We start from the raw sequence: 20,358 nt of genomic DNA, 5'->3' as shown, positions 1-20,358 counted from the left end.
AGAAAAAGGGCTGAGACGAATCGCCTAAGCCCTTTTCGCTGACCGATTCATTGTACGGTCAATAGTTTAACAAATTGTGACAGCTTATGATTCAGTTTTTGGTGCAGGTGGCTTCGCTAAACCATACCAAGACAACATCGTCCGTAACCCACGCTTAGTGTCATCCATGATGAGATACAAACACGGAATCAAAATTAACGTGATCACTGTCGCGAACAAGATACCGAAGGCTAACGAAATCGCCATAGGTATGACAATTTTCGCTTGCAGTGAGGTTTCCATCACAATCGGCACTAAGCCGAAGAATGTCGTCAATGACGTCAACAAGATTGCGCGGAAGCGCACGGCGCCGGCCTCAGCGACTGCTTTACGCAGAGCGGTCCCTTCAGCACGCGCTTTGTTGACATAATCCACCATAACCAGCGAGTCGTTTACTACAACCCCAGCCAAGGCGATGATCCCGAATAAAGACAGAATCGAAATCGGCATGCCCAATATCCAGTGTCCTACTACCGCACCGATCATCCCAAATGGAATTACCGACATGATAATAAAGGGCTGGCTGTATGATTTTAGTGGCACGGCCATCAACGCATAAATTGCAAATAACGCCAACATAAAGCCGATTGCAAGTGAGCTTGTAGCCTCAGCTTCATCTTGTGATGCACCTTCCAATTTAAAGCCGACCGAAGGATATTGGTCAATAATGGGCTGGATCACATTTGCCCGTACTTGACGAACAATTTCGAAGGGCTCAACAGTCTCTTTATCGACACGTGCACGAACGGTTACCGAGCGCTCACGGTTAATACGGTTGATGGTGGCATAGCCTTCCGCAAAGCGGATTGTTGCCAACTCCGTAAATGGAATCAACGAACCATCACTACCCCGCACCTTCATACTTTCCAAATTACCGATCGATTGACGCTCTAACTCCGGATAACGCACCATCACGCGGACTTCTTCATCATTGCGTTGAATGCGCTGCGCTTCAGCACCATAGAACGCATAGCGCACTTGCGTTGCTAACTCGGAGAGTGTGATCCCCATCGCCGTTGCGAGCGGTTTTAGCTCGAGGATGATTTCGTCGTTACCCTCACCAAAGGTATCTTCGATATCAAACACACCAGCGTACTCGGCCATTTTTTCCTTCAATTCCTTCGCGGCCGCAGACAATTCATTCAAATCATCGCCCGTTAACTGGAACTCGACATCGAAGCCGCCACCGCCGCCAATACTGCCCTCAAAGTTGAGGTTTTTCACACCCGCTATTTCTGGTGTTTCAAGACGCCACTCATTGACGATTGCAAAACCATCAATTTCACGTTCCTCGCCTTTCTTTAATTCCACCAGAAGCTGACCACCACTGGTTCCATTTAAGAACATAGTGGCATGACGAACAACGCCTTCACCTTCTTTTTCACGAACCTCGTCATTGACACGGTAGAGTGCATTTTCCAATTCTTGTAGCGCTCGAATCGTCGCTTCTTCTGAGGAACCTGGCTGCATTTCTAAATTAGAACGCACGAAGTCACTCGGAATATTCGGGAAGAATACCCAGCGCACGACACCGCCACTGATTAAGCCAATGGTCAGTATGAACAACGCCAAAAAGGTGGCTAGCGTGGTATAACGGTAGTGCAAACACTTCTTCAGGAACGGCGAATAGTACTTGGTCACAAACACTTTCAGACTATCAGAAATCTTATTGCGACCGCGTTGGAATGCGTTCAGCTTCTCACCACCACCTTTGGAATATTTCATCGCTGCAATGTGTGCTGGCAGAATCAGTTTAGATTCGACCAGGGAGAATGCTAGAGCGATAATGACAACCCATGCGATAGACTCCCAAATGCCACCCATGCCACCTTCAACCATCAGCATAGGAATGAACGCTACCATGGTGGTCAGTACACCAAAGGTCGCAGGCATCGCGACTCGCTTCGCGCCACGTACAACGTTATCAGTAGTCTGCCCATACTTTTCTATCTCGGTATAAGCAGACTCCCCTATCACTATGGCATCGTCGACCACTATCCCCAGTACCAATATAAATCCAAATAGTGAAATCATATTGATGGAAATGTCGATCATGGGCAGCGGCATCATGGCTATGGTTCCTAAGAAACACAGCGGAATACCAATCATGACCCAGAAAGCTAGCCGCAATTGCAAGAACAGTGACAACATGACAAACACCAAGATGCCACCGAAAATAAGGTTGTCGATCATCAAATCAAGACGACCTTGAAGATAGTATGAACTATCCCCCCAGTGCGCTAACTTCACTTCAGGCGGTAATTCTTTCTGTTTGCGTTCTACGTAGCTTCTAACCGCAGCAGCTGTGGCCAAATCATTTTGGTCACCGACCGAGTCAACTCGGACAAAGGTTGCATTATCGCCGTCAAACTTGGTGAAACGACGGTTTTCCACAAACCCATCTTTGACGTTGGCAATGTCTGCAAGCGTCAGCCGTGTGCCATCCGGATTGTTGATCAGAACAATTTTCTCAAACTCACCACCCACGTAGGCTTGGTTATTCGCGCGCAACAAAATATCGCCATTCGGCGTGCGAATCGAACCGCCTGCAACATCAATAGAGGTGCCACGGACAGCTTGGACAATCTGGCCAAACGTCAAACCGTAACGTTGTAAGTCAGCCTCAGAAATCTCGATAGAAATTTCATAGTTTCGAGCACCAACGACTTCTACTTTGGTAATACCGCCAATTTGTTTTAGGTCGTCACGAATCGACTTCGCTAGCTCTTTTTGCATAAATTCATCGGCAGCACCGTAAATCGACAGCCAAATAACCTGACGTTGTGGCCGAATCCGATAAATATTAGGAGATTCAATTTGCTCTGGTAATGCCGGAATACCATCGATGAGCATCTTCACCTCATCCATGACCACTTGCACGTCATAGCTGGGTTCCACTTCAATGGTTAGAGTTCCCAAACCTTCTCGCGCAGTGGAACTCAGCCGCTCGATACCATCGACATCTTCAATCGCATCTTCGATGCGTACAATCACACCCTGCTCAACTTCTTGTGGTGCAGCACCTGGGAAAGGTACTTGCACACTGATGATGTTCAATTCTATTTCAGGGAACATTTGTTTGCGGACTTGGCCAATAGCCAAAATACCCGCAACAATAATAATGGCCATAAGTAGATTAGCGGCGACACGGTTGTTCGCCCACCAAGCAATGAAACCTGTTTCCTGCGGTTGCTGATTATTCACCATTGTCCGCGTCCTTCTCTTCTTCAGCAGCTACTTCGGTCTCTGCATTCGGATTGGTCGGTTGTTCGAGTTGTTTAGGTACGGGATCACCTGGCAAACGGACTTTCATACTCGGTAATGCATTTGCGAGCTGAGTCAATACCACTTTGTCGCCTCGATTCAGACCGCTATCGATATAAAGTTTATTGTCATCAGCACGCAAAATATTGACGTCACGACTCTGCAAACGGCGCTCTTCGTCGACAATCCAGAGTTTGCCAGTTGTGGTTAAAGCATAACGGGGCACTTCAAAGACGCCACTCGCTTCAGAACCTTCAATACTCAGTTGCGCAAAGCGGCCGAATCGAAGCGGCGTTGGATGTGTTTGTGCAGCTTGATTATACGGGTCATCAATTTGGACAACGCCATAGATGACTCGGCTGCTGCTATCCAGAATACCCTCGCTGCGGACCATCCGGCCCAACCAACGCTGCGTTTCACCAGCAATGTTGGAATACACTTCGACCAACGGATAATTGCTCGCGTCGGTCTCACCATCTGGCAGATTAAGGTACGCTAAATCACGGTCGCTCAATGGCACACGGATTTCAGCCACCTCAGTTCCCATAAGTGTTCCAATCTGCGAATTCATCGATACATATTGGCCTAAATCGACGCCTTTATTTTGTAGCAATCCGTCGAATGGCGCTTTAATTTCGGTACGTTCTAAATCGCGCTTTGCTCGGGAAACACCCGCTTCAGCAGATTGCACGTTGGCGACCGCCGCAGCGACTTGAGGTTCGCGAATACCGAGAGCCGGAATTTCGCCCATTTGCAATGATTCCCATTCTTCTCGGGCAACTTGAGCACGTGCGCTTTCTTCAGCCAGAGTGGCTTTAGCTTGCGCTAATTGCGCTTGCGCGCTTTGCAGCGCGACTTGATAGTCAGCTGGATCGATTTTTAGCAGTACTTCACCACGCTCAAAAAAGCCACCATTGACAAACTTGTCCGAGAGTTCAACCACCCGACCACTGACTTGCGCAACCAGATTTGTCGTGCGCTTCGGCATGACGTTCCCTTGCCCGTCGACGGTGAAACGTACATCGGTCGGCGTTGCCTCAAGAACTTCAACCAATACAGCGGGACGTTCCATTGAACGCATCGGAGGTTGAGGCCGCAGCGACGAGAGAACAACGACTACGGTAATCGCAAAAGCAATGATGAGAGGGGGTAAAAATACGCGTTTTCTTAGAGCCATTAGGTGAATCATCCACTGTCGAGATTTATTAGCTGTATTATGCGGGCTAATCCCTTAGAAAGTTAGCGGGAATATGTTGCAGACTGTTAGTTTGGATCAGTCAGTTGTAACGAAGCATTTCAATTAACCGTTTAAAAGATAACTTTCGGCTGCTTCAATCGCTCTCGGACCGCCAGATAACAACAATACATCGTCCTTTTCCAGCGTGAAGTCGCCATCAACTTCTTTGATGTCTTGTTCTCCTCGTCGCACTGAACGAATCATACAATTAATGTCTTGTAGACCTAAATCACGTAACGAACGACCCGTTGCATAGGCATTTTCTGGAATTTGTACTGCGTGCAAAAACTGCAGCTTATCAATGCGTTCCGGATCCATATTGGTGCTTTCACCGGGGTAAAAGCCATGCAGTTCGCCGTAATGCGAGCGGCGCGCGTGATCCAATCGAGAGAGAATCCGGCGAATCGGAACTCCAGTACGACTCAGAATTTGTGATACCAACATCAAACTAGCTTCGAGCGTATCTGGCACGACCTGTGTTGCGCCTGCTTCCATCATAGCTTTGAGTTTAGAGTCATCACGGCTACGCACAATGACTTCGGCATGGTCATTTAGGCTGCGAATAGCTCTGAGCGCATCTAGCGCACGTTCATCTTCCGCGAAGCTAATGATAATCAGCTCAACTTCTTCTGCGTGTACCGCTTTCAGAATGTCGCGTCGACCAGCGTCACCGAAAAATACTTTCGCGCCACCGGCAAGAGCCTCTTGAACACGGCGGGTATCATGATCAATCGCCAGATGATCAATACCCTCTTGCTCCAGAAAACGACTCACGGTCTGACCAACGCGACCGAAGCCTAAGATAAGCACTTTGGTATGTTCATCTTTCGGTGCTAATGATTCTTGATCGTGTGCATTAGAACCTGCAGCGCCAACGAGTTTGAGAACCGCATTCACAATCGGACTACAACGCTGAATTACGAGCGGAGTTAATGCCATGCCAAGCACCCCAATACCCACTAAAATACTGGCGACAGCATTCGGTAGCAGTGCATAAGTAAGTGCCAAAGAAACCAGAACAAAGCCAAACTCTCCCATTTGGAAGAGCATCAATCCTGCGCCCCACGAATCTTCTGAGCGCTCACCCATACGGACAGCAAGCCAGCGCACGACGAGCGCTTTTATGGCGCCTACGACCAGCACACCAAGGACAATCCAATGCAGGTTCTCGATAAATACTATCAAATCGAGCTGCATCCCTACGGTTATAAAGAATAAGCCCATTAAAATATCGCGAAACGGTCGAATATCGGCTTCGAGCTGGTGTTTATACTTACTCTCGCCCAACATCATGCCCGCTAAAAACGCACCCAACGCCATCGATAATCCGAACAAATGGGTCAGGCCACCAGCAACCAGTGCCACCAACAAAGTCGCCAAAACAAATAACTCATCTGTTCTAAGTCGCGCGATTTCTTTGAAAATATGTGGAAGAACCCACTTCCCTATGGCCATCAACACCACAACTACACCGGCACCTTTGCCCATGGCGATGGCTAAATTGGCCCAAATGGAGCTCTCCCCTGCTGTGGAAGCAAGTAGCGGAATCACGATCAAGAATGGCACTACTGCGATGTCTTGAAACAGCAGCGTCGCAACGGTAATTTGTCCGCGCTTTGAGGTTAATTGAGCGGATTCGCCGAGCTGCTTGATCACCACCGCTGTGGATGACAGCGCCAAGACTCCACCAATGACAAATGCGGCTGCCCAGTCATTGCTGAACACATATGCGAGACCAGCAAACAGCACGGTACAAATGACCACCTGTCCAAGCCCCAAGCCAAACACTAAGCGGCGCATAGCTATCATTTTTGGCAATGAAAATTCGAGTCCCAGCGAGAACAACAGCAATACCACGCCAAGTTCAGCAATAAAGTGATATTCATCGGGGTCTTGAATCCAGCCAGTTACATCAGGTCCGGCGATAATCCCAGCCGTTAAATAAGCCAATATGGCCGGTAACTTGACGCGACGAAACCCCCACACCAACACGACTGCTATGGCGAGTAAGAGCAGGACATCTGTGAAGCCACTATTCATGTTCGCTCTCCCTGTAAACTCAAGCCGATAATAATCAAGAGTAATCCAATAACCGTAGTGTAGTGAATGGTTTCGCCCAAAATAAAGTAAATCAATAACAAGCTGATGAAAGGACTGAGAAAGACAAGTGAACTGATGCGCCCAGCATTCTCTGCACTTCGCATGGCGGTAAGCCACACCAAAAAAGTAATGCCCATTTCAAAGAGACCAACATACACGCCGCCTAGCCAACCTTGCAGGGGTAGATTCAAATAGCCCTGCCATGGGTCTGTTACCCACAACAGTTGCGCAATGAGCAACCAACCTGAACCGAATACAAAACACCAGAACAACGCCGGTATCGGCTTATCTTGGTTATGAATATTACTGAGCCAATAGCCCGCCCAGAGCAAAGTACTTCCCAACGCGAGGCCAATACCGACCCAATTGGTTTGTTGAAAATCCCAACGCCCACCAGTGGCAATAAAGATAACGCCAACATAAGCAATCAGCATCGCCAACAGCGCGCGACGTGATAGTTTTTGCTTCAAAATAGGGACTGCCAGTAACGCCATGGTAATGGCCCAACTGTAGTTAATCGCTTGGGCTTGCTGCGCCGGCAACGCGTTATAAGCAGAGAAAAGCACTAAATAATAGGCAAAAGGGTTGATAAACCCCTGAAATATATAAAACTTGTAGCGTTTTACCCCTATCGCACATGCTTCGTGCCAGCGGCGTTGCCACGTCATGATGACTGCAAATGTTATGACACTGACTACTGCTGCAATGGTCAGTAATTGAATTGGGGTTAGGTAGTCAAGAGCGAGCTTGAAGGCCGTTGCAACGGTCGACCATAGCAACACCGCAGTCAAAGCAAACTTAATGGCGCGGGTTTGGTCAGGAGTCACCTTAGTGACCTGATCAGTGGGCGGTATTGCTGCGGTTGCCGCGGTTAAATCAGGTTCGGGTTGCGTGGTCATAACGGCTCTTGCTGAATCTGTAAGCGACGATTTTTACGTGGTTGATTGTGACGGGTGATGGTAAATCGATCCCAACGCACCAGTGGTTGGCGGTCATTTTCACTGTACAGCATTTGTTCGCGAATTTGTTCGAGCACCGCATAGGAAGGAACCGCAGCTGCTGACTTTTCGATCCACAGTCGCAACAAAGCTCGCTGAAGCGCTGGTTGCTGTTGTTCCAACCAACCACACAGCAAACACCCGTCGCTATCGATAATCGCTTTGAGTTGGTCGCTTAATAGCCCCTCGAGGAGCTCTTGCTGCTCAGCGCACAATGCCGCGCTGCGCACCACTGCATCACCGAAACCCGGCCAACGCGCTTCTAAATGGGGAATAATGTCGTGCCGTAAAAAGTTTCGATCAATAAACGTATCGTAATTGGTATTGTCTTCAACCCAATGCAGCTGACGCTCTACGGCATAAGCATAAATTTCAGCTTTTGATACGTTCAGCAACGGGCGTAACCACCAACAACCGCCGCGTTCGGTAAGCGGTGCCATTGCGGATAGACCTTTAGGTCCGGACCCACGCTTCAGTTGCAGCAAGAAAGTTTCAATTTGATCGTTGCGATGCTGACCGAGCAACATCACTATTTGTTTGCCTTCGGCTCGCTCCTTCGCCAATGCAATAAGACGCTGATAGCGCGCGTCTCGCCCAGCAGCTTCTTTGCTGACTCGAGGTCCTTGTGCTACCGCTAATACTTCACCATAAAATGGGAATTGACGTTGTTCACAATCGGTTTTTAAACTGGCAGCCCAGATTGCAGAGTCTGGATGGAATTCATGATCCAGGTGAATGGCTAGAAATTGGCTATCTGGATAGTTGTGACGATAACGATCCAACAAATCTAATAAAGTCTGAGAATCCGCGCCACCACCCAAACAGGCGATAAAAAAACGTGATTCAGCGGGAGGTAGTTCCGTAAGGCATTGGCACAACGTTGGATACAGGTCACGAAAAGGGGGCAAACTCGCTGTCGCCCCCTGTTTCAGTTCATCTTGCTGACGCATCGTTGTTTAGCCGTTCAACATTAGCAGTAGCCGAACGACATCAATTTTTGATAACGCTGCTCAAGAAGTGCAGAACGATCAAGTTTACCTAACTCGGCTAAGTCAGCGAGTAAGCGGGCCTTTAACCGCTTGGCGATCTCTTCGTGGTCACGATGACCACCACCCAACGGCTCTTCGACAATCTTATCGATCAAGCCTAACTCCAACGAGCGTTGCGCAGTGACGCCCATTGCTTCGGCCGCTAGTGGTGCTTTCTCGGCACTTTTCCAAAGAATCGAGGCACAACCTTCAGGTGAGATCACTGAATAGGTTGAGTATTGCAGCATATTGACCCGGTTACCTACACCAATAGCCAACGCACCACCAGAACCCCCTTCACCAATGACCGTACAGATAATGGGCACTTGCAAACGCGACATCACTTTAAGATTACGCGCAATGGCTTCCGATTGACCGCGTTCTTCAGCACCAATGCCGGGATAAGCACCCGGCGTATCGATAAAGGTAATAATCGGCAATTGAAACCGTTCAGCCATTTCCATCAAACGCAGTGCTTTGCGATAGCCTTCTGGCTTGGGCATGCCAAAGTTACGGAGCAGCTTTTCTTTGGTTTCTCGACCTTTTTGATGCCCAATAATCATCACTGGCTGCCCGTCAATACGCGCAGTACCGCCGACAATCGCACGATCATCTGCAAAGGCTCGATCGCCTGCAAACTCGTCAAAATCGGTGAAAATATGCTTGATATAGTCGAGTGTGTACGGCCGCATTGGATGTCGCGCTAACTGCGCCACTTGCCATGCGCCCAAATCACCGAAAATTTTCTCAATGAGTTGCTCACGCTTGCCTTGCAGCTTGTCGATCTCTTCTTCCAAAGAGATATCGAAATCACCTTTCGCGCCGACGGCTTTCAGTTCTTCGATTTGCGCCTGCAACTCTGCGATGGGTTGTTCAAAATCTAAAAATTTGAGACTCATTTAAAATTCCAAAGCTACATGATTCTTGCCAAGTTGGACTTCCAACTCGTGTATTAATTCATCGGTCGGTGTCACATACCAATCAGTGCCCGCCGCGAAATTTGCTTCTAGATCATCACGAACATAGCACAAATGCAGGGGCGTTGTCCCTTGCTTATAGGGCTCAATAACTTCGACTAACCGCTTTAACCCCTGTCCTTCTAACTGATCGGTGCGGACTTTTAAACGCAATCCACGGGCATAAAATTCACGCGCCGTGATCACCGTCATGACCTCTCGAGCTGACATTGTATTGCCACCCGAGTAATCATCAAAGCTGACCTCTCCTTTTACCCACAAAATTTGGTCTTTTTCGAGCAAATGTTGGTAGTTCTCATAAGTTTGCGCGAAGAAGCGTACATCAAGACGCCCAGTTTTATCATCCAGCGTGACAATCGCCCACCGTTGCCCTTTTTTATTGACCAAGGTACGGACGTCAATCACTAAACCAGCAACCGTCGTCATTTGATCGCGACCGGTCGCTTGAACATCACATAAATCACCGGCGACATAATGACGTAGCTCTTGCCGGTAACGATTCACTGGGTGTCCGGTGAGATATAACCCGAGAGTTTCGCGTTCACCTTCTAACCAATGCGCTTCTGGCCAACGCGGTACTTGTACGAATTCCTGCTCAGGCGTTGCGGTATCCGTTGGCGTCAGAATACCAAACATATCACTCTGGCCGATTTCTTCTGCACGGGCTTGTTGCTCGGCTTGCTTCATCGCCTTCTCAAGCGTCGCGATTAAGGCCGCTCGATGCGGACCGAGTGAATCCATCGCCCCGGCACGCACCAGTTTCTCTACTACTCTGCGATTTAATCGTTTTAGGTCAACCCGGTTGCAGAAATCGAACAGATCTTTAAAGGGACCACCCTCGTTTCGCGCTGCCAAGATAGCCTCAATCGGCCCCTCGCCCACGCCTTTGATGGCGCCAATGCCATAAACCACATGACCTTCGCTATCTACGGTGAACTTGTATTCACCCACGTTGACGTCGGGCGGGAGCAGCTTCAACCCCATCTGCTCGCACTCATCAACCAAGGTCACAATCTTGTCGGTATTATCCATATCGGCACTCATGACCGCGGCCATAAATTCGGCTGGATAATGCGTTTTCATCCACAGCGTTTGATAGGACACTAATGCGTAAGCAGCAGAGTGTGATTTGTTAAAACCATACCCCGCGAATTTCTCCACCAAATCGAAGATCTTGATGGCCAGGTCTGGGTCGATGCCGTTGTCTTTCGCGCCTTCCTCAAATACCGCGCGCTGCTTTGCCATTTCTTCTGGCTTCTTCTTACCCATGGCACGACGCAATAAATCGGCGCCTCCGAGCGAGTAACCCGCGAGTACCTGAGCAATTTGCATAACCTGCTCTTGATACAAGATAACGCCGTAAGTTGGCTCCAAAATCGGCTTCAATGAGTCGTGCTGATAATCTTTATCTGGATAACTAATTAACTCACGGCCATGCTTCCGATCAATAAAGTTATCGACCATACCTGACTGCAGTGGACCTGGGCGGAAGAGTGCAACCAAAGCGATGATGTCTTCAAACGAATCCGGTAGCATTTTTTTAATGAGTTCTTTCATACCGCGCGATTCCAACTGGAATACGGCGGTGGTTTGTCCTTTTTTCAGGAGCTTAAAGCAGGCTGGATCATCCAGTGGAATCTTGTCGATCAATATCGGCGCTTGCTGGCTCCGTTCACGCTTTGCATTCACCATTTCCAGCGCCCACTGGATAATGGTTAGGGTACGCAAGCCGAGGAAGTCGAACTTGACCAAGCCCGCCGCCTCGACATCATTTTTATCAAATTGTGTGACCGGCTGTTTACCCTCTTCGTCGCAGTACAACGGCGAGAAATCTGTAATCTTAGTGGGTGCAATAACGACACCGCCAGCATGCTTACCGGCGTTACGCGTCACGCCCTCCAGTATCCGCGCCATATCGATGAGATCACGAACATCCTCATCTTGTTCATACATCTCAACCAAGCGAGACTCTTGCTCAAAGGCTTTTTCAAGAGTCATCCCGGGATCATTCGGCACCAGCTTGGTAATTTTATCGACAAAGCCATAGGGATGACCCAACACTCGACCGACATCGCGAATGGCCGCTTTTGCCGCCATGGTTCCAAATGTGATGATTTGACTGACCGCTTCCCGCCCGTAGAGGTCAGCCACGTGATCGATGACCTCATCTCGGCGATCCATGCAGAAGTCGATATCAAAATCGGGCATGGATACCCGCTCAGGATTCAAGAATCGCTCAAAGAGTAAATCCAACTCCAGCGGATCCAAATCGGTTATTTTGAGTGCATACGCAACGAGAGAGCCGGCACCTGAACCGCGCCCCGGTCCAACCGGAATACCGTGGTCCTTCGACCATTGAATGAACTCCATGACAATCAGAAAGTAACCCGGAAAGCCCATGTCATTGATAACTTTCAATTCAATGTCGAGACGCTCGTCATAAGCGCCACGTTCACGTTCGCGAACGGCTTCGTCGGGAAACAACTGCAAGAGTCTTGATTCCAGTCCTTCTTTCGACTTCTTAATTAGGAAGTCGCCTGGCGTCATCCCGCCAGTCGGGAACTCCGGAAGTACATATTCATCCAGCCGCACGGTTACGTTGCAGCGCTTCGCAATTTCGACAGTGTTAGCCAGCGCTTCAGGGATGTCGGCGAAGAGTTCAGCCATCTCTTCTGGTGATTTTAAATACTGTTGATCGCTATATTTTTTGGGACGACGTTTATCATCAAGGGTATAACCGTCCGCTACGGCAACCCGAATTTCATGCGCATAGAAATTATCTGGACTGAGAAACACGACTTCATTCGTTGCTACCACGGGTGTATCAGTCTCTGCAGCAAGAGCAACGGCAGCATGCAAGTAGTCATCTTCTTGCGGACGACCGGTGCGCACTAACTCGAGATAGAAACGATCAGCAAAATGTTGCTGATAGAATGCCAAAGCCGCGCGTGCTTCTTGAGTTCTCTGTTGCAGGAGTTTACGACCGATTTCGCCCTCGCGCCCACCACTCAACAAAATGATGCCGTGATTGTGTTCTGCCAACCATTGCTTATCGATACAAGGTTTACCTTGGCGGTGACCGGCCAGATAGCCACGACTAATCAGTTGTGTCAGTTGTTGATAGCCATCATTGTTCATGGCTAATGCGGTTAGGCGAGTCGCTGGCTCATCCAAGTCATCAGCATCAACTACCCACAAATCGCAGCCCACAATCGGCTTCAAGCCCAGTTTGTGGGTCATCCGATAGAAGCGGACCAGACCACACATATTCATTTGGTCGGTCAATGCGACGGCGGGCATACCTTTCGCCGCCACCGCTTCACACAGTGGCCCAACTTTGGGCAGACCGTCGATCATGGAAAAATCACTGTGCGTGCGCAAGTGAATAAATTGAGGTGTGGCAGGCATAGATTCAGCTGGTGCTGGTGCGTCAGTCATGTGGCTCAATGCAAGGCTAAACGTAAATGTATCCTTGTATTGTGCCGCATGCCTGCGCTTGTGTCATCCGTAGAATGCGTTCTCTTAGAACGAACCGATAAAGGCTTCGATACCCTCTTCGTTCAATGCATCAAGAGCTTCTTGCAAAGCCGCTTGATCGGACTCAAAGTGGTCTTCCCATAAGGTTGAATTATTGTCTTGATCGACAATCTCTAATATCCATCCGTGCTCGACCGACTTATAAATATCAATTTGAACGGTTTGGTCGTTTTGAGTGTAAGTTTGGGTCAGTGGGCTTTGTTCAAAGTCTTGCTCAGGATTGTCTTGGACGGGCATGTGCGGCTCCATAGGCTGTAAATGACCGCCATGATAGTGTGCTACCGCATAAAAACCTAATTCTTCGTGCTTTGATCAAACTTTTTCATCCAACCATGGACGACTTCCGGATCGACAAGACGGCCCTCTTGAACGGCTGCGGACGCCTGTTCTGCATCAGCGTAAGAATGTTCCGATGCTGTTAAGAACCGCGACTGGTAGGCATCAATAGCAGCTAATAATTGATTATACTCGGTCTGTTGCGCAACAATATTGGGCGACAGCTCACCGAGCCGTTGCAAGGCGACGGCAAGCTCTTGTTCTGTTTTTATTTTTGATCCTGACATACTTCTCAACTACCACTGCTTCAACGGATAACAAATTCCAGCACAATCCACGGAACCAAGAAAAATACGATTACGATGACCTTATAGATCGCCATACTCATATAGTGCATTTGATCAAATGACTCGCGCGATAACGGGAACCACCTCCCATGCAAATTATAAAGGCGCTCCCGAAAAGCCGTTAACACGACGAACCAGAGCAATAAAACACCGTAATTTACAATCCAACACCACAACAACACTTCCTTCCATTCACCCACAGTGACCTCCTAAAGATGCTGACAGCGTTTGTATCGAATGGATTATAGTTTGGTGTTTTAGAATTTGCTTAAATAAAGCTGGTATACAAGCTTTCTGGACATTAAGACAAAAAAAAGCCGTCTCATGCGGAGACGGCTTTAATAACTTCAGTAAGGCTCTGTTGATTACAGTGAAGCGAGCGCCCCATTTAACAGTGCTGATGGACGCATTGCCTTGGCCACTAAATCTGCATTCGGCTGGAAATAACCACCGATTTCCACAGGTGAACCATGCACGCCGTTCAATTGTTTCATAATGGCTTGCTCGTTCTCGGTAAGGAAACTGGCTAGCTTGCCGAAACGAACTGCCAAGTCCTTGTCCTCTGATTGCGCAGCCAGCGCCTCAGCCCAGTAGATACCGAGATAGAAATGACTACCACGGTTATCGATTTCACCGAGTTTACGCGCTGGTGACTTATTGTTCTCAAGGAACTTCGCAGTCGCTAGATCAAGCGCATCAGCAAGCATCTGTGCGCGTTTGTTGTCAGTGCGTTGAGCCAAATGCTCCAACGACGCAGCCAGGGCTAAAAACTCACCTAATGAGTCCCAACGCAAATAGTTTTCTTCAACAAACTGCTGAACATGCTTCGGTGCAGAACCACCAGCACCTGTCTCAAATAAACCGCCACCGTTCATCAATGGCACGATAGACAGCATTTTCGCCGAGGTTCCCAGCTCGAGAATCGGGAACAAATCGGTCAGGTAGTCACGCAAAACGTTACCAGTCACTGATATGGTATCTTGACCAGCTTTCATGCGCTGCAGTGAGTGCAGAGTCGCTTCCACTGGCGCCATAATCTGCAGATCTAAGCCTGCCGTATCGTGATCTTGCAAGTATTGTTTCACTTTCTTGATCAGTTCAGCGTCGTGCGCGCGCTGCGAATCAAGCCAGAACACCGCCGGCATTCCGCTTAAGCGTGAACGGTTTACAGCCAATTTGACCCAATCACGAATCGGCGCATCTTTCACCTGACACATGCGCCAGATATCGCCTTTCTCAACGTCATGTGAAAATACGACATCGCCAGCACTGTTCAATACTTGTACTGTACCTGCAGCAGTCATTTCGAAGGTCTTATCGTGCGAACCATACTCTTCCGCTTTTTGAGCCATCAAACCAACGTTTGGAATGGTACCCATAGTTGCTGGATCGAATGCACCATGTTCACGACAGAAGTCGATCGTAGCTTGATAGACACCCGCATAGCAGCGATCTGGGATCATCGCTTTGGTATCTTGCTGACCACCTTGGCGATCCCACATTTTACCTGAATCGCGAATCATTGCCGGCATAGATGCATCGATGATGATATCGCTTGGCACATGCAAGTTCGTAATGCCTTTGTCTGAGTTCACCATTGCCAACTCAGCTTGTTGGTCATACACCGACTGAATATCTTGTTCAATTTCAGCGCGCTCAGATGCAGGAAGCTCGGCAATTTTAGCCAGAACGTCACCAAAACCATTGGTGGCGTCGACGCCCAATGTTTTGAAGGTTTCGGCATGCTTGTCGAAGACCGATTTGAAGTAAATTTTCACTGCATGACCGAACATAATGGGGTCAGAGACCTTCATCATAGTGGCCTTTAAATGCAAGGATAACAGCACGCCTTCTTCTTTTGCCTTCTGCGTTTCGCGAGCAAAGAATTCTTGCAGTTTAGCCGCACTCATTCGCGCCGCATCAACCACCTCACCCGCTAATACTTTGATACCGTCTTTCAATACGGTTTGACCCGCTGGCGTATTCAGAACCACTTTCAATGAATCTGCGTTGGCGAACGTAGTGGACTGCTCACTGCCATAAAAATCACCATCTTGCATATGCGCAACGTGAGTTTTCGAATCTTTTGACCACTTGCCCATACGATGCGGATGCTTCTTCGCATAGTTTTTTACCGAAGCTGGTGCGCGTCGGTCGGAGTTACCCTCGCGCAGCACTGGGTTCACCGCACTGCCTTTGATTTTGTCGTAACGAGCGCGGACTTCGCGTTCTTCATCAGTCTTTGGATCAAAGGGATAATCAGGCAATTGGTAGCCTTGTTGTTGGAGCTCTTTGATACACGCAGTGAGCTGAGGGATAGATGCACTAATGTTCGGAAGTTTAATGATATTAGCTTCAGGCGTCTTCGCCATCTCGCCAAGTTCAGCTAATGCATCACCGATGCGCTGCTCTTCGCTCAGGTATTCAGGGAAATTGGCGATTACACGACCGGCTAAAGAAATATCGCGGGTTTCAACAGAGACACCTGCTGCCTTAGTAAAGGCCTGAATAATGGGTAGCAACGAATAGGTCGCTAAACGAGGCGCTTCATCCGTTTCGGTATAAATAATTTTTGAACTATCAGTCGAAGTAGTCATTGCTTGCTTAGATCCTAATATCAAAAAAAGTGGGCGGGATTATAGCAAATTAGCTGCGCTCACTCTAGTCGATTGATCTTCTACTTAAGCCGCATGCAATGCTACACTCCGCTCTCTACAACGGAATGAAATCACAATCGAGAGGACTAGGAAAAGAACAATGGATATCAAAAAATTGGTGTTTGCGAGTTGCACCTTTGCCATGCTGTCATCATGTTCGCTACTCACAACTAAAGTCGACGGTTCGCCGCGCTTCTGGCAATGTTCAGCCGAGTCGTCATTTGGGCAACGCGTCGTGATTACCGATAGCTCAAAATACCAAGCAACGAAGCGCGCGCTCGATGAGTGCAATCGAGGTTATGGGCAGTGCAGTACGACAGGCTGTGAACCTCTCGAGTTCGACTTCTAATTGCCAAGGGCAGCCGCTCTTATGCGGCTTCCATGGCTTGGAATAATTCGTCGACTAAGAAGTGTGATTGTTTGTAGACTTTGAACAATTCTGGATCTGCTAAATCAATCCGCTTCATGGCGACCGAATACTCAAAGTCTTCCACCGAGCGCAATTGCTCACCTAATTCACCGAAATAATTCAGCACCGCATCGCGAACCGAGCTCGAGATATTCAGCTCGTTAACAAACTCTTTCTTGTTAACATCAAGCAGAATGTCACAACCCGACAATAGGCCCACTAGAAATGCAACATCAGCAGCGCGCGAGCCATGCGCTGATTGCCGCATTAATTCCGCACACATATAGGCTCGAGTCAGCACCAATTTGGCGGCACCCGGTGTACTGTTGCGCAACGATAGGATGAGCAGTACCCACTTCCGTAACGGTTCCAACCCTAGCAGCATAACGACTTCGCGCACGGATTCTATTTTGCGTGCAACGCCATAATAGGGACTATTAGCTATACGCAGTAGGTTCACCACCAGCAACGGATCGGTCGAAATTGCGGCGACCAAATCATACAAGTCAGGCTCTTCACTGAAGAGTTGTTGAATGATCATGGCTTGCTCGCCAGCGGCTGACGGAACTTTACGTCCTTCAATCACTTTTGGCTTCGCTAAATAGAAACCTTGAAATAAGTCGAAGCCGAGGTCTTTATATTTCTCATAGGTAGCTTCTTCTTCAATTTTTTCCGCCAACCAAAGAACCGGATACTCGCGCATTGCATCATAACGTTCTGCGGCTTCTTCAAATGAAGTTTTAGTAATGTCGACTTTGATGATGGTCGCCAGTTTCAGAATCGGATCCCAAGACGGATGAAATTCGAAATCGTCCAACGCAAAACGAAAGCCTTCGTCAACCCATGCGCGAATCGCGGCAATAATTTCGGGGGTCGGATCAATCCTCTCGATAAGCTCTACAATCACGTCTTTTGGATTCAATGGCAGGAATATACCTGACAATAGGAAGTCAGCAGATACATTAATGCAGACGGGCATTTTATAATGCTCGACATGCTCAATAACACCGGTGCATAGATTGAATAAGAGTTCGCTGGTTGCACGTTCATCGCCAACATCAAGTGCTGATATGCCGCTATCGTGTCGATAGAGAAGCTCATGAGAGTAGATGTGCCCACGACGATCATAGATGGGCTGTGCTGCAAAAAGTATCTCGGCCATTTATTGTAATTATTTTACGTCTAGATATGTCATCTTATATAACAATTAAGCGCAAGAAAAAAGGGGTAGACGCGAATCTACCCCTTTTCTTTTACCTCGCTTAATCGACCTTAGGCGTCGTTAAACCACGGCGCTCCAGTAATGCGTCTACCGTTGGTTCTTGACCACGGAAGTCGATGTACTGTTGCATCGGGTCTTTACTATTCCCTTTCGACAAAATGGTGTCGCGGAACTTCTGACCGTTTTCTAAGGTCAAGCCACCCTGCTCCTGCATGTACGCGAACGCGTCAGCAGCAAGCACCTCAGACCACATGTACGCGTAGTAACCAGCTGAGTAGCCACCAGCGAAGACGTGGGCAAAGTAGGTTGAGCGGTAACGCGGTGGAACCGCTTCTACATCAACACCATTGCGTGCCAGTGCGGCTTCTTCGAAAGCTTGGATATCGTCAATAGCTGGAGCGTCCGCTGGCAGCGTGTGATATTCCAAGTCTAATAAGGCTGCGGAAATATATTCGAGCGTATCAAAGCCCATGTTGAAGTTCTTCGCTGCCATGACTTTCTCAAGTAGCTCAGCCGGAATTTGTTCGTCAGTCTCGTGATGACGAGCGAAGTTCGCGAGTACTTTCGGATTCAGCGTCCAGTCTTCTTGGAATGTCGATGGAAACTCAACATAGTCACGTGATACTGACGTCCCTGCTAATGAAGGATACATGACGTCAGAGAACATGCCGTGGAGCGCATGACCCATTTCATGGAACATAGTACTTACTTCATCAAAGCTTAATAACGTTGGTTCGCCATCAGGAGCCTTTTGAATGTTCATGTTGTTCAGAATAACCGGTTTGGTATCCAGCAAGCCCGACTGACTGACGAACGAGCTCATCCAAGCGCCGCCACGTTTGCCATCGCGCGTAAACCAGTCACCGTAGAACAAGCCCAGGGTTTCGCCGTCCACATCTTTAACTTCATAAACCAAGATGTCATCTGCGTAGGTGGGAATATCATCACGCTTATGGAATGTGATCCCGAATAATTCAGTCATCGCGAAGAATACACCGTCTTCAACAACGCGGTTGAATTCGAAGTACTGCTTCACTTGGTCGCCGTCTAACGCATATTTCTCAGCGCGAACTTTCTCAGCATAAAACGCCCAATCCCAAGGTTTTACCTCAAAATCGCCGCCTTCCGCTTCAATCATTTCTTGAATAGCAAGTTGCTCAGCACGAACGTTAGAAACAACCGCTGGCACTAAGTCACGTAACATGTCTTGCGCGGCAGCTGGCTCTTTCGCCATGCTGGTTTCGAGTACGTACTGGCCCCAGTTGTCATAGCCCAATAACGCAGCTTTATCAGCGCGTAATTCAGCTAAACGAGCTGCAAGTGGGCGGTTATCCGTTGCTGTATTACCCGTACCACGATTTGCAGAGGCTTCCCAAACACGCTGACGCAATTCGCGATTTTCCAACGATTGCAGAATCGGCTGGCGAGTGGTGTTGGTAATTTTAATGGCGTATTTACCATCGTGACCTGCAGCAGTTGCAGCATCAGCTAACTGCTGAATTTGTGAAGCACTCAATCCGGCCAACTCTTCTGCAGAGTCGACCACAATCAAGTTCTCATCAGCAAGCTTCATCAGATTTTGCTGGAATTGGGTGGTCAGTTCAGAAAGCTCTGAATTGATTGCACGAATTTGTTCCTTCTGCTCATCATTCAATTGTGCACCAGCACGAACGAAGCCTTTGTAGGTATCTTCCACTAACCGAAGCTCTTCGCCTGCGAGCATGTCACGAGCATCGTAAACGGCTTTCACACGAGCGAATAAATCAGGGTTCAAACTGATGTTGTCGCCATGTTGTGCCATTAAAGGCGCCATTTTTGACTGTAACGCCCGTGTGTCCGCGTTACCCGCAGCACCTGCCACGTTGTAGAAAACTGAAGCTACGCGGTTCAATAAACGACCTGAACGCTCCATGGCAACGATGGTATTTTCAAATGTTGGTGCGGCTGGATCGTTCACAATCGCTTCAATCTCAACCATATGCTGTTCCATGCCGGCCATCAATGCGGGCTCATAGTCAGCGAAATCAATGTTGTTAAAATCAGGAGCTTGATATGGCAAAGTGCTGGCTGTGTAAAACGGGTTACTCGCATTAAACTCACTGCCGCTGGTTTGCATCTGCTCTTGCTGAGCGGTTTCTGACGTTTGCTGTGCTGCATCTTTGTCTGAGCAAGCGGCTACGGTTAGCGCTGCTCCAATAGCAACAGCAATAAGGCTTTTGCGCATCATAATAGGTTCTCCCTGGTGGACTGAATCCAAAGACTTTAAC

General features: G+C 48.5%; 14 protein-coding genes. 1 reads left to right on the top strand and 13 read right to left on the bottom strand.

What is annotated here, in order from left to right:
- Positions 1-84: 84 nt before the first annotated feature.
- The 11 genes from CWE22_RS00790 to CWE22_RS00745 all read right to left on the bottom strand — a co-directional run bounded on the left by CWE22_RS00790 (position 85) and on the right by CWE22_RS00745 (position 16,400).
- Complete coding sequence (locus CWE22_RS00790) at positions 85-3,246, bottom strand: efflux RND transporter permease subunit (protein WP_169929508.1); 3,162 nt, start codon at positions 3,244-3,246, stop codon at positions 85-87.
- Positions 3,236-4,480, bottom strand: coding sequence for an efflux RND transporter periplasmic adaptor subunit (locus tag CWE22_RS00785; RefSeq protein WP_169929507.1), 1,245 nt, complete (start codon positions 4,478-4,480; stop codon positions 3,236-3,238). The genes CWE22_RS00790 and CWE22_RS00785 overlap by 11 nt, the downstream gene beginning before the upstream one ends.
- Before the next feature lie 123 nt (positions 4,481-4,603).
- Positions 4,604-6,580 carry a monovalent cation:proton antiporter family protein gene (locus CWE22_RS00780; RefSeq protein ID WP_169929506.1) on the bottom strand — a complete coding sequence of 659 codons (1,977 nt, stop codon included), beginning with the start codon at positions 6,578-6,580 and terminating at the stop codon, positions 4,604-4,606.
- Positions 6,577-7,539 (bottom strand): DMT family transporter, encoded by a 963-nt coding sequence (locus tag CWE22_RS00775; protein ID WP_169929505.1) that lies wholly within the window; start codon positions 7,537-7,539, stop codon positions 6,577-6,579. Before CWE22_RS00775 ends, CWE22_RS00780 begins: the two co-directional genes overlap by 4 nt.
- Positions 7,536-8,588, bottom strand: a complete 1,053-nt coding sequence (gene tilS, locus CWE22_RS00770; protein WP_169929504.1) for a tRNA lysidine(34) synthetase TilS — start codon at positions 8,586-8,588, stop codon at positions 7,536-7,538. The genes CWE22_RS00775 and tilS overlap by 4 nt, the downstream gene beginning before the upstream one ends.
- A 20-nt stretch (positions 8,589-8,608) precedes the next feature.
- Positions 8,609-9,565 carry an acetyl-CoA carboxylase carboxyl transferase subunit alpha gene (accA, locus tag CWE22_RS00765; RefSeq protein WP_169929503.1) on the bottom strand — a complete coding sequence of 319 codons (957 nt, stop codon included), beginning with the start codon at positions 9,563-9,565 and terminating at the stop codon, positions 8,609-8,611.
- Positions 9,566-13,051: a DNA polymerase III subunit alpha gene (dnaE, locus tag CWE22_RS00760; protein ID WP_169930970.1), complete on the bottom strand. Its 3,486-nt coding sequence runs from the start codon at positions 13,049-13,051 to the stop codon at positions 9,566-9,568.
- 114 nt (positions 13,052-13,165) lie between these two features.
- Positions 13,166-13,417, bottom strand: a complete 252-nt coding sequence (locus CWE22_RS00755) for a hypothetical protein (RefSeq protein ID WP_169929502.1) — start codon at positions 13,415-13,417, stop codon at positions 13,166-13,168.
- A gap of 56 nt (positions 13,418-13,473) precedes the next feature.
- Positions 13,474-13,743 (bottom strand): hypothetical protein, encoded by a 270-nt coding sequence (locus CWE22_RS00750; RefSeq protein ID WP_169929501.1) that lies wholly within the window; start codon positions 13,741-13,743, stop codon positions 13,474-13,476.
- Between the two features lie 20 nt (positions 13,744-13,763).
- Entirely contained in the window at positions 13,764-13,985 is a 222-nt protein-coding gene (locus CWE22_RS12175) for a DUF6868 family protein (RefSeq protein ID WP_476704280.1), read from the bottom strand.
- Positions 13,986-14,168: 183 nt separating this feature from the next.
- On the bottom strand, positions 14,169-16,400 hold the full coding sequence (locus CWE22_RS00745; protein WP_169929500.1) for an NADP-dependent isocitrate dehydrogenase: 2,232 nt from the start codon (positions 16,398-16,400) through the stop codon (positions 14,169-14,171).
- A gap of 160 nt (positions 16,401-16,560) precedes the next feature.
- On the opposite strand from CWE22_RS00745, the gene CWE22_RS00740 reads away from it, so the two are divergent.
- Positions 16,561-16,809, top strand: a complete 249-nt coding sequence (locus tag CWE22_RS00740) for a hypothetical protein (RefSeq protein ID WP_169929499.1) — start codon at positions 16,561-16,563, stop codon at positions 16,807-16,809.
- Positions 16,810-16,828: 19 nt separating this feature from the next.
- Here the strand turns inward: CWE22_RS00740 and CWE22_RS00735 are convergent, their stop codons facing one another.
- Positions 16,829-18,031, bottom strand: a complete 1,203-nt coding sequence (locus tag CWE22_RS00735; protein ID WP_169929498.1) for an EAL and HDOD domain-containing protein — start codon at positions 18,029-18,031, stop codon at positions 16,829-16,831.
- Between the two features lie 100 nt (positions 18,032-18,131).
- Positions 18,132-20,315 (bottom strand): M3 family metallopeptidase, encoded by a 2,184-nt coding sequence (locus tag CWE22_RS00730; RefSeq protein ID WP_169930969.1) that lies wholly within the window; start codon positions 20,313-20,315, stop codon positions 18,132-18,134.
- Positions 20,316-20,358: the final 43 nt, after the last annotated feature.

It is taken from the genome of Pseudidiomarina aestuarii (assembly GCF_003987355.1).
Taxonomy (GTDB): domain Bacteria; phylum Pseudomonadota; class Gammaproteobacteria; order Enterobacterales; family Alteromonadaceae; genus Pseudidiomarina; species Pseudidiomarina aestuarii.
Note: the sequence above shows the minus strand (reverse complement) of the source record. Positions and strands in the feature narration are given on the sequence as shown.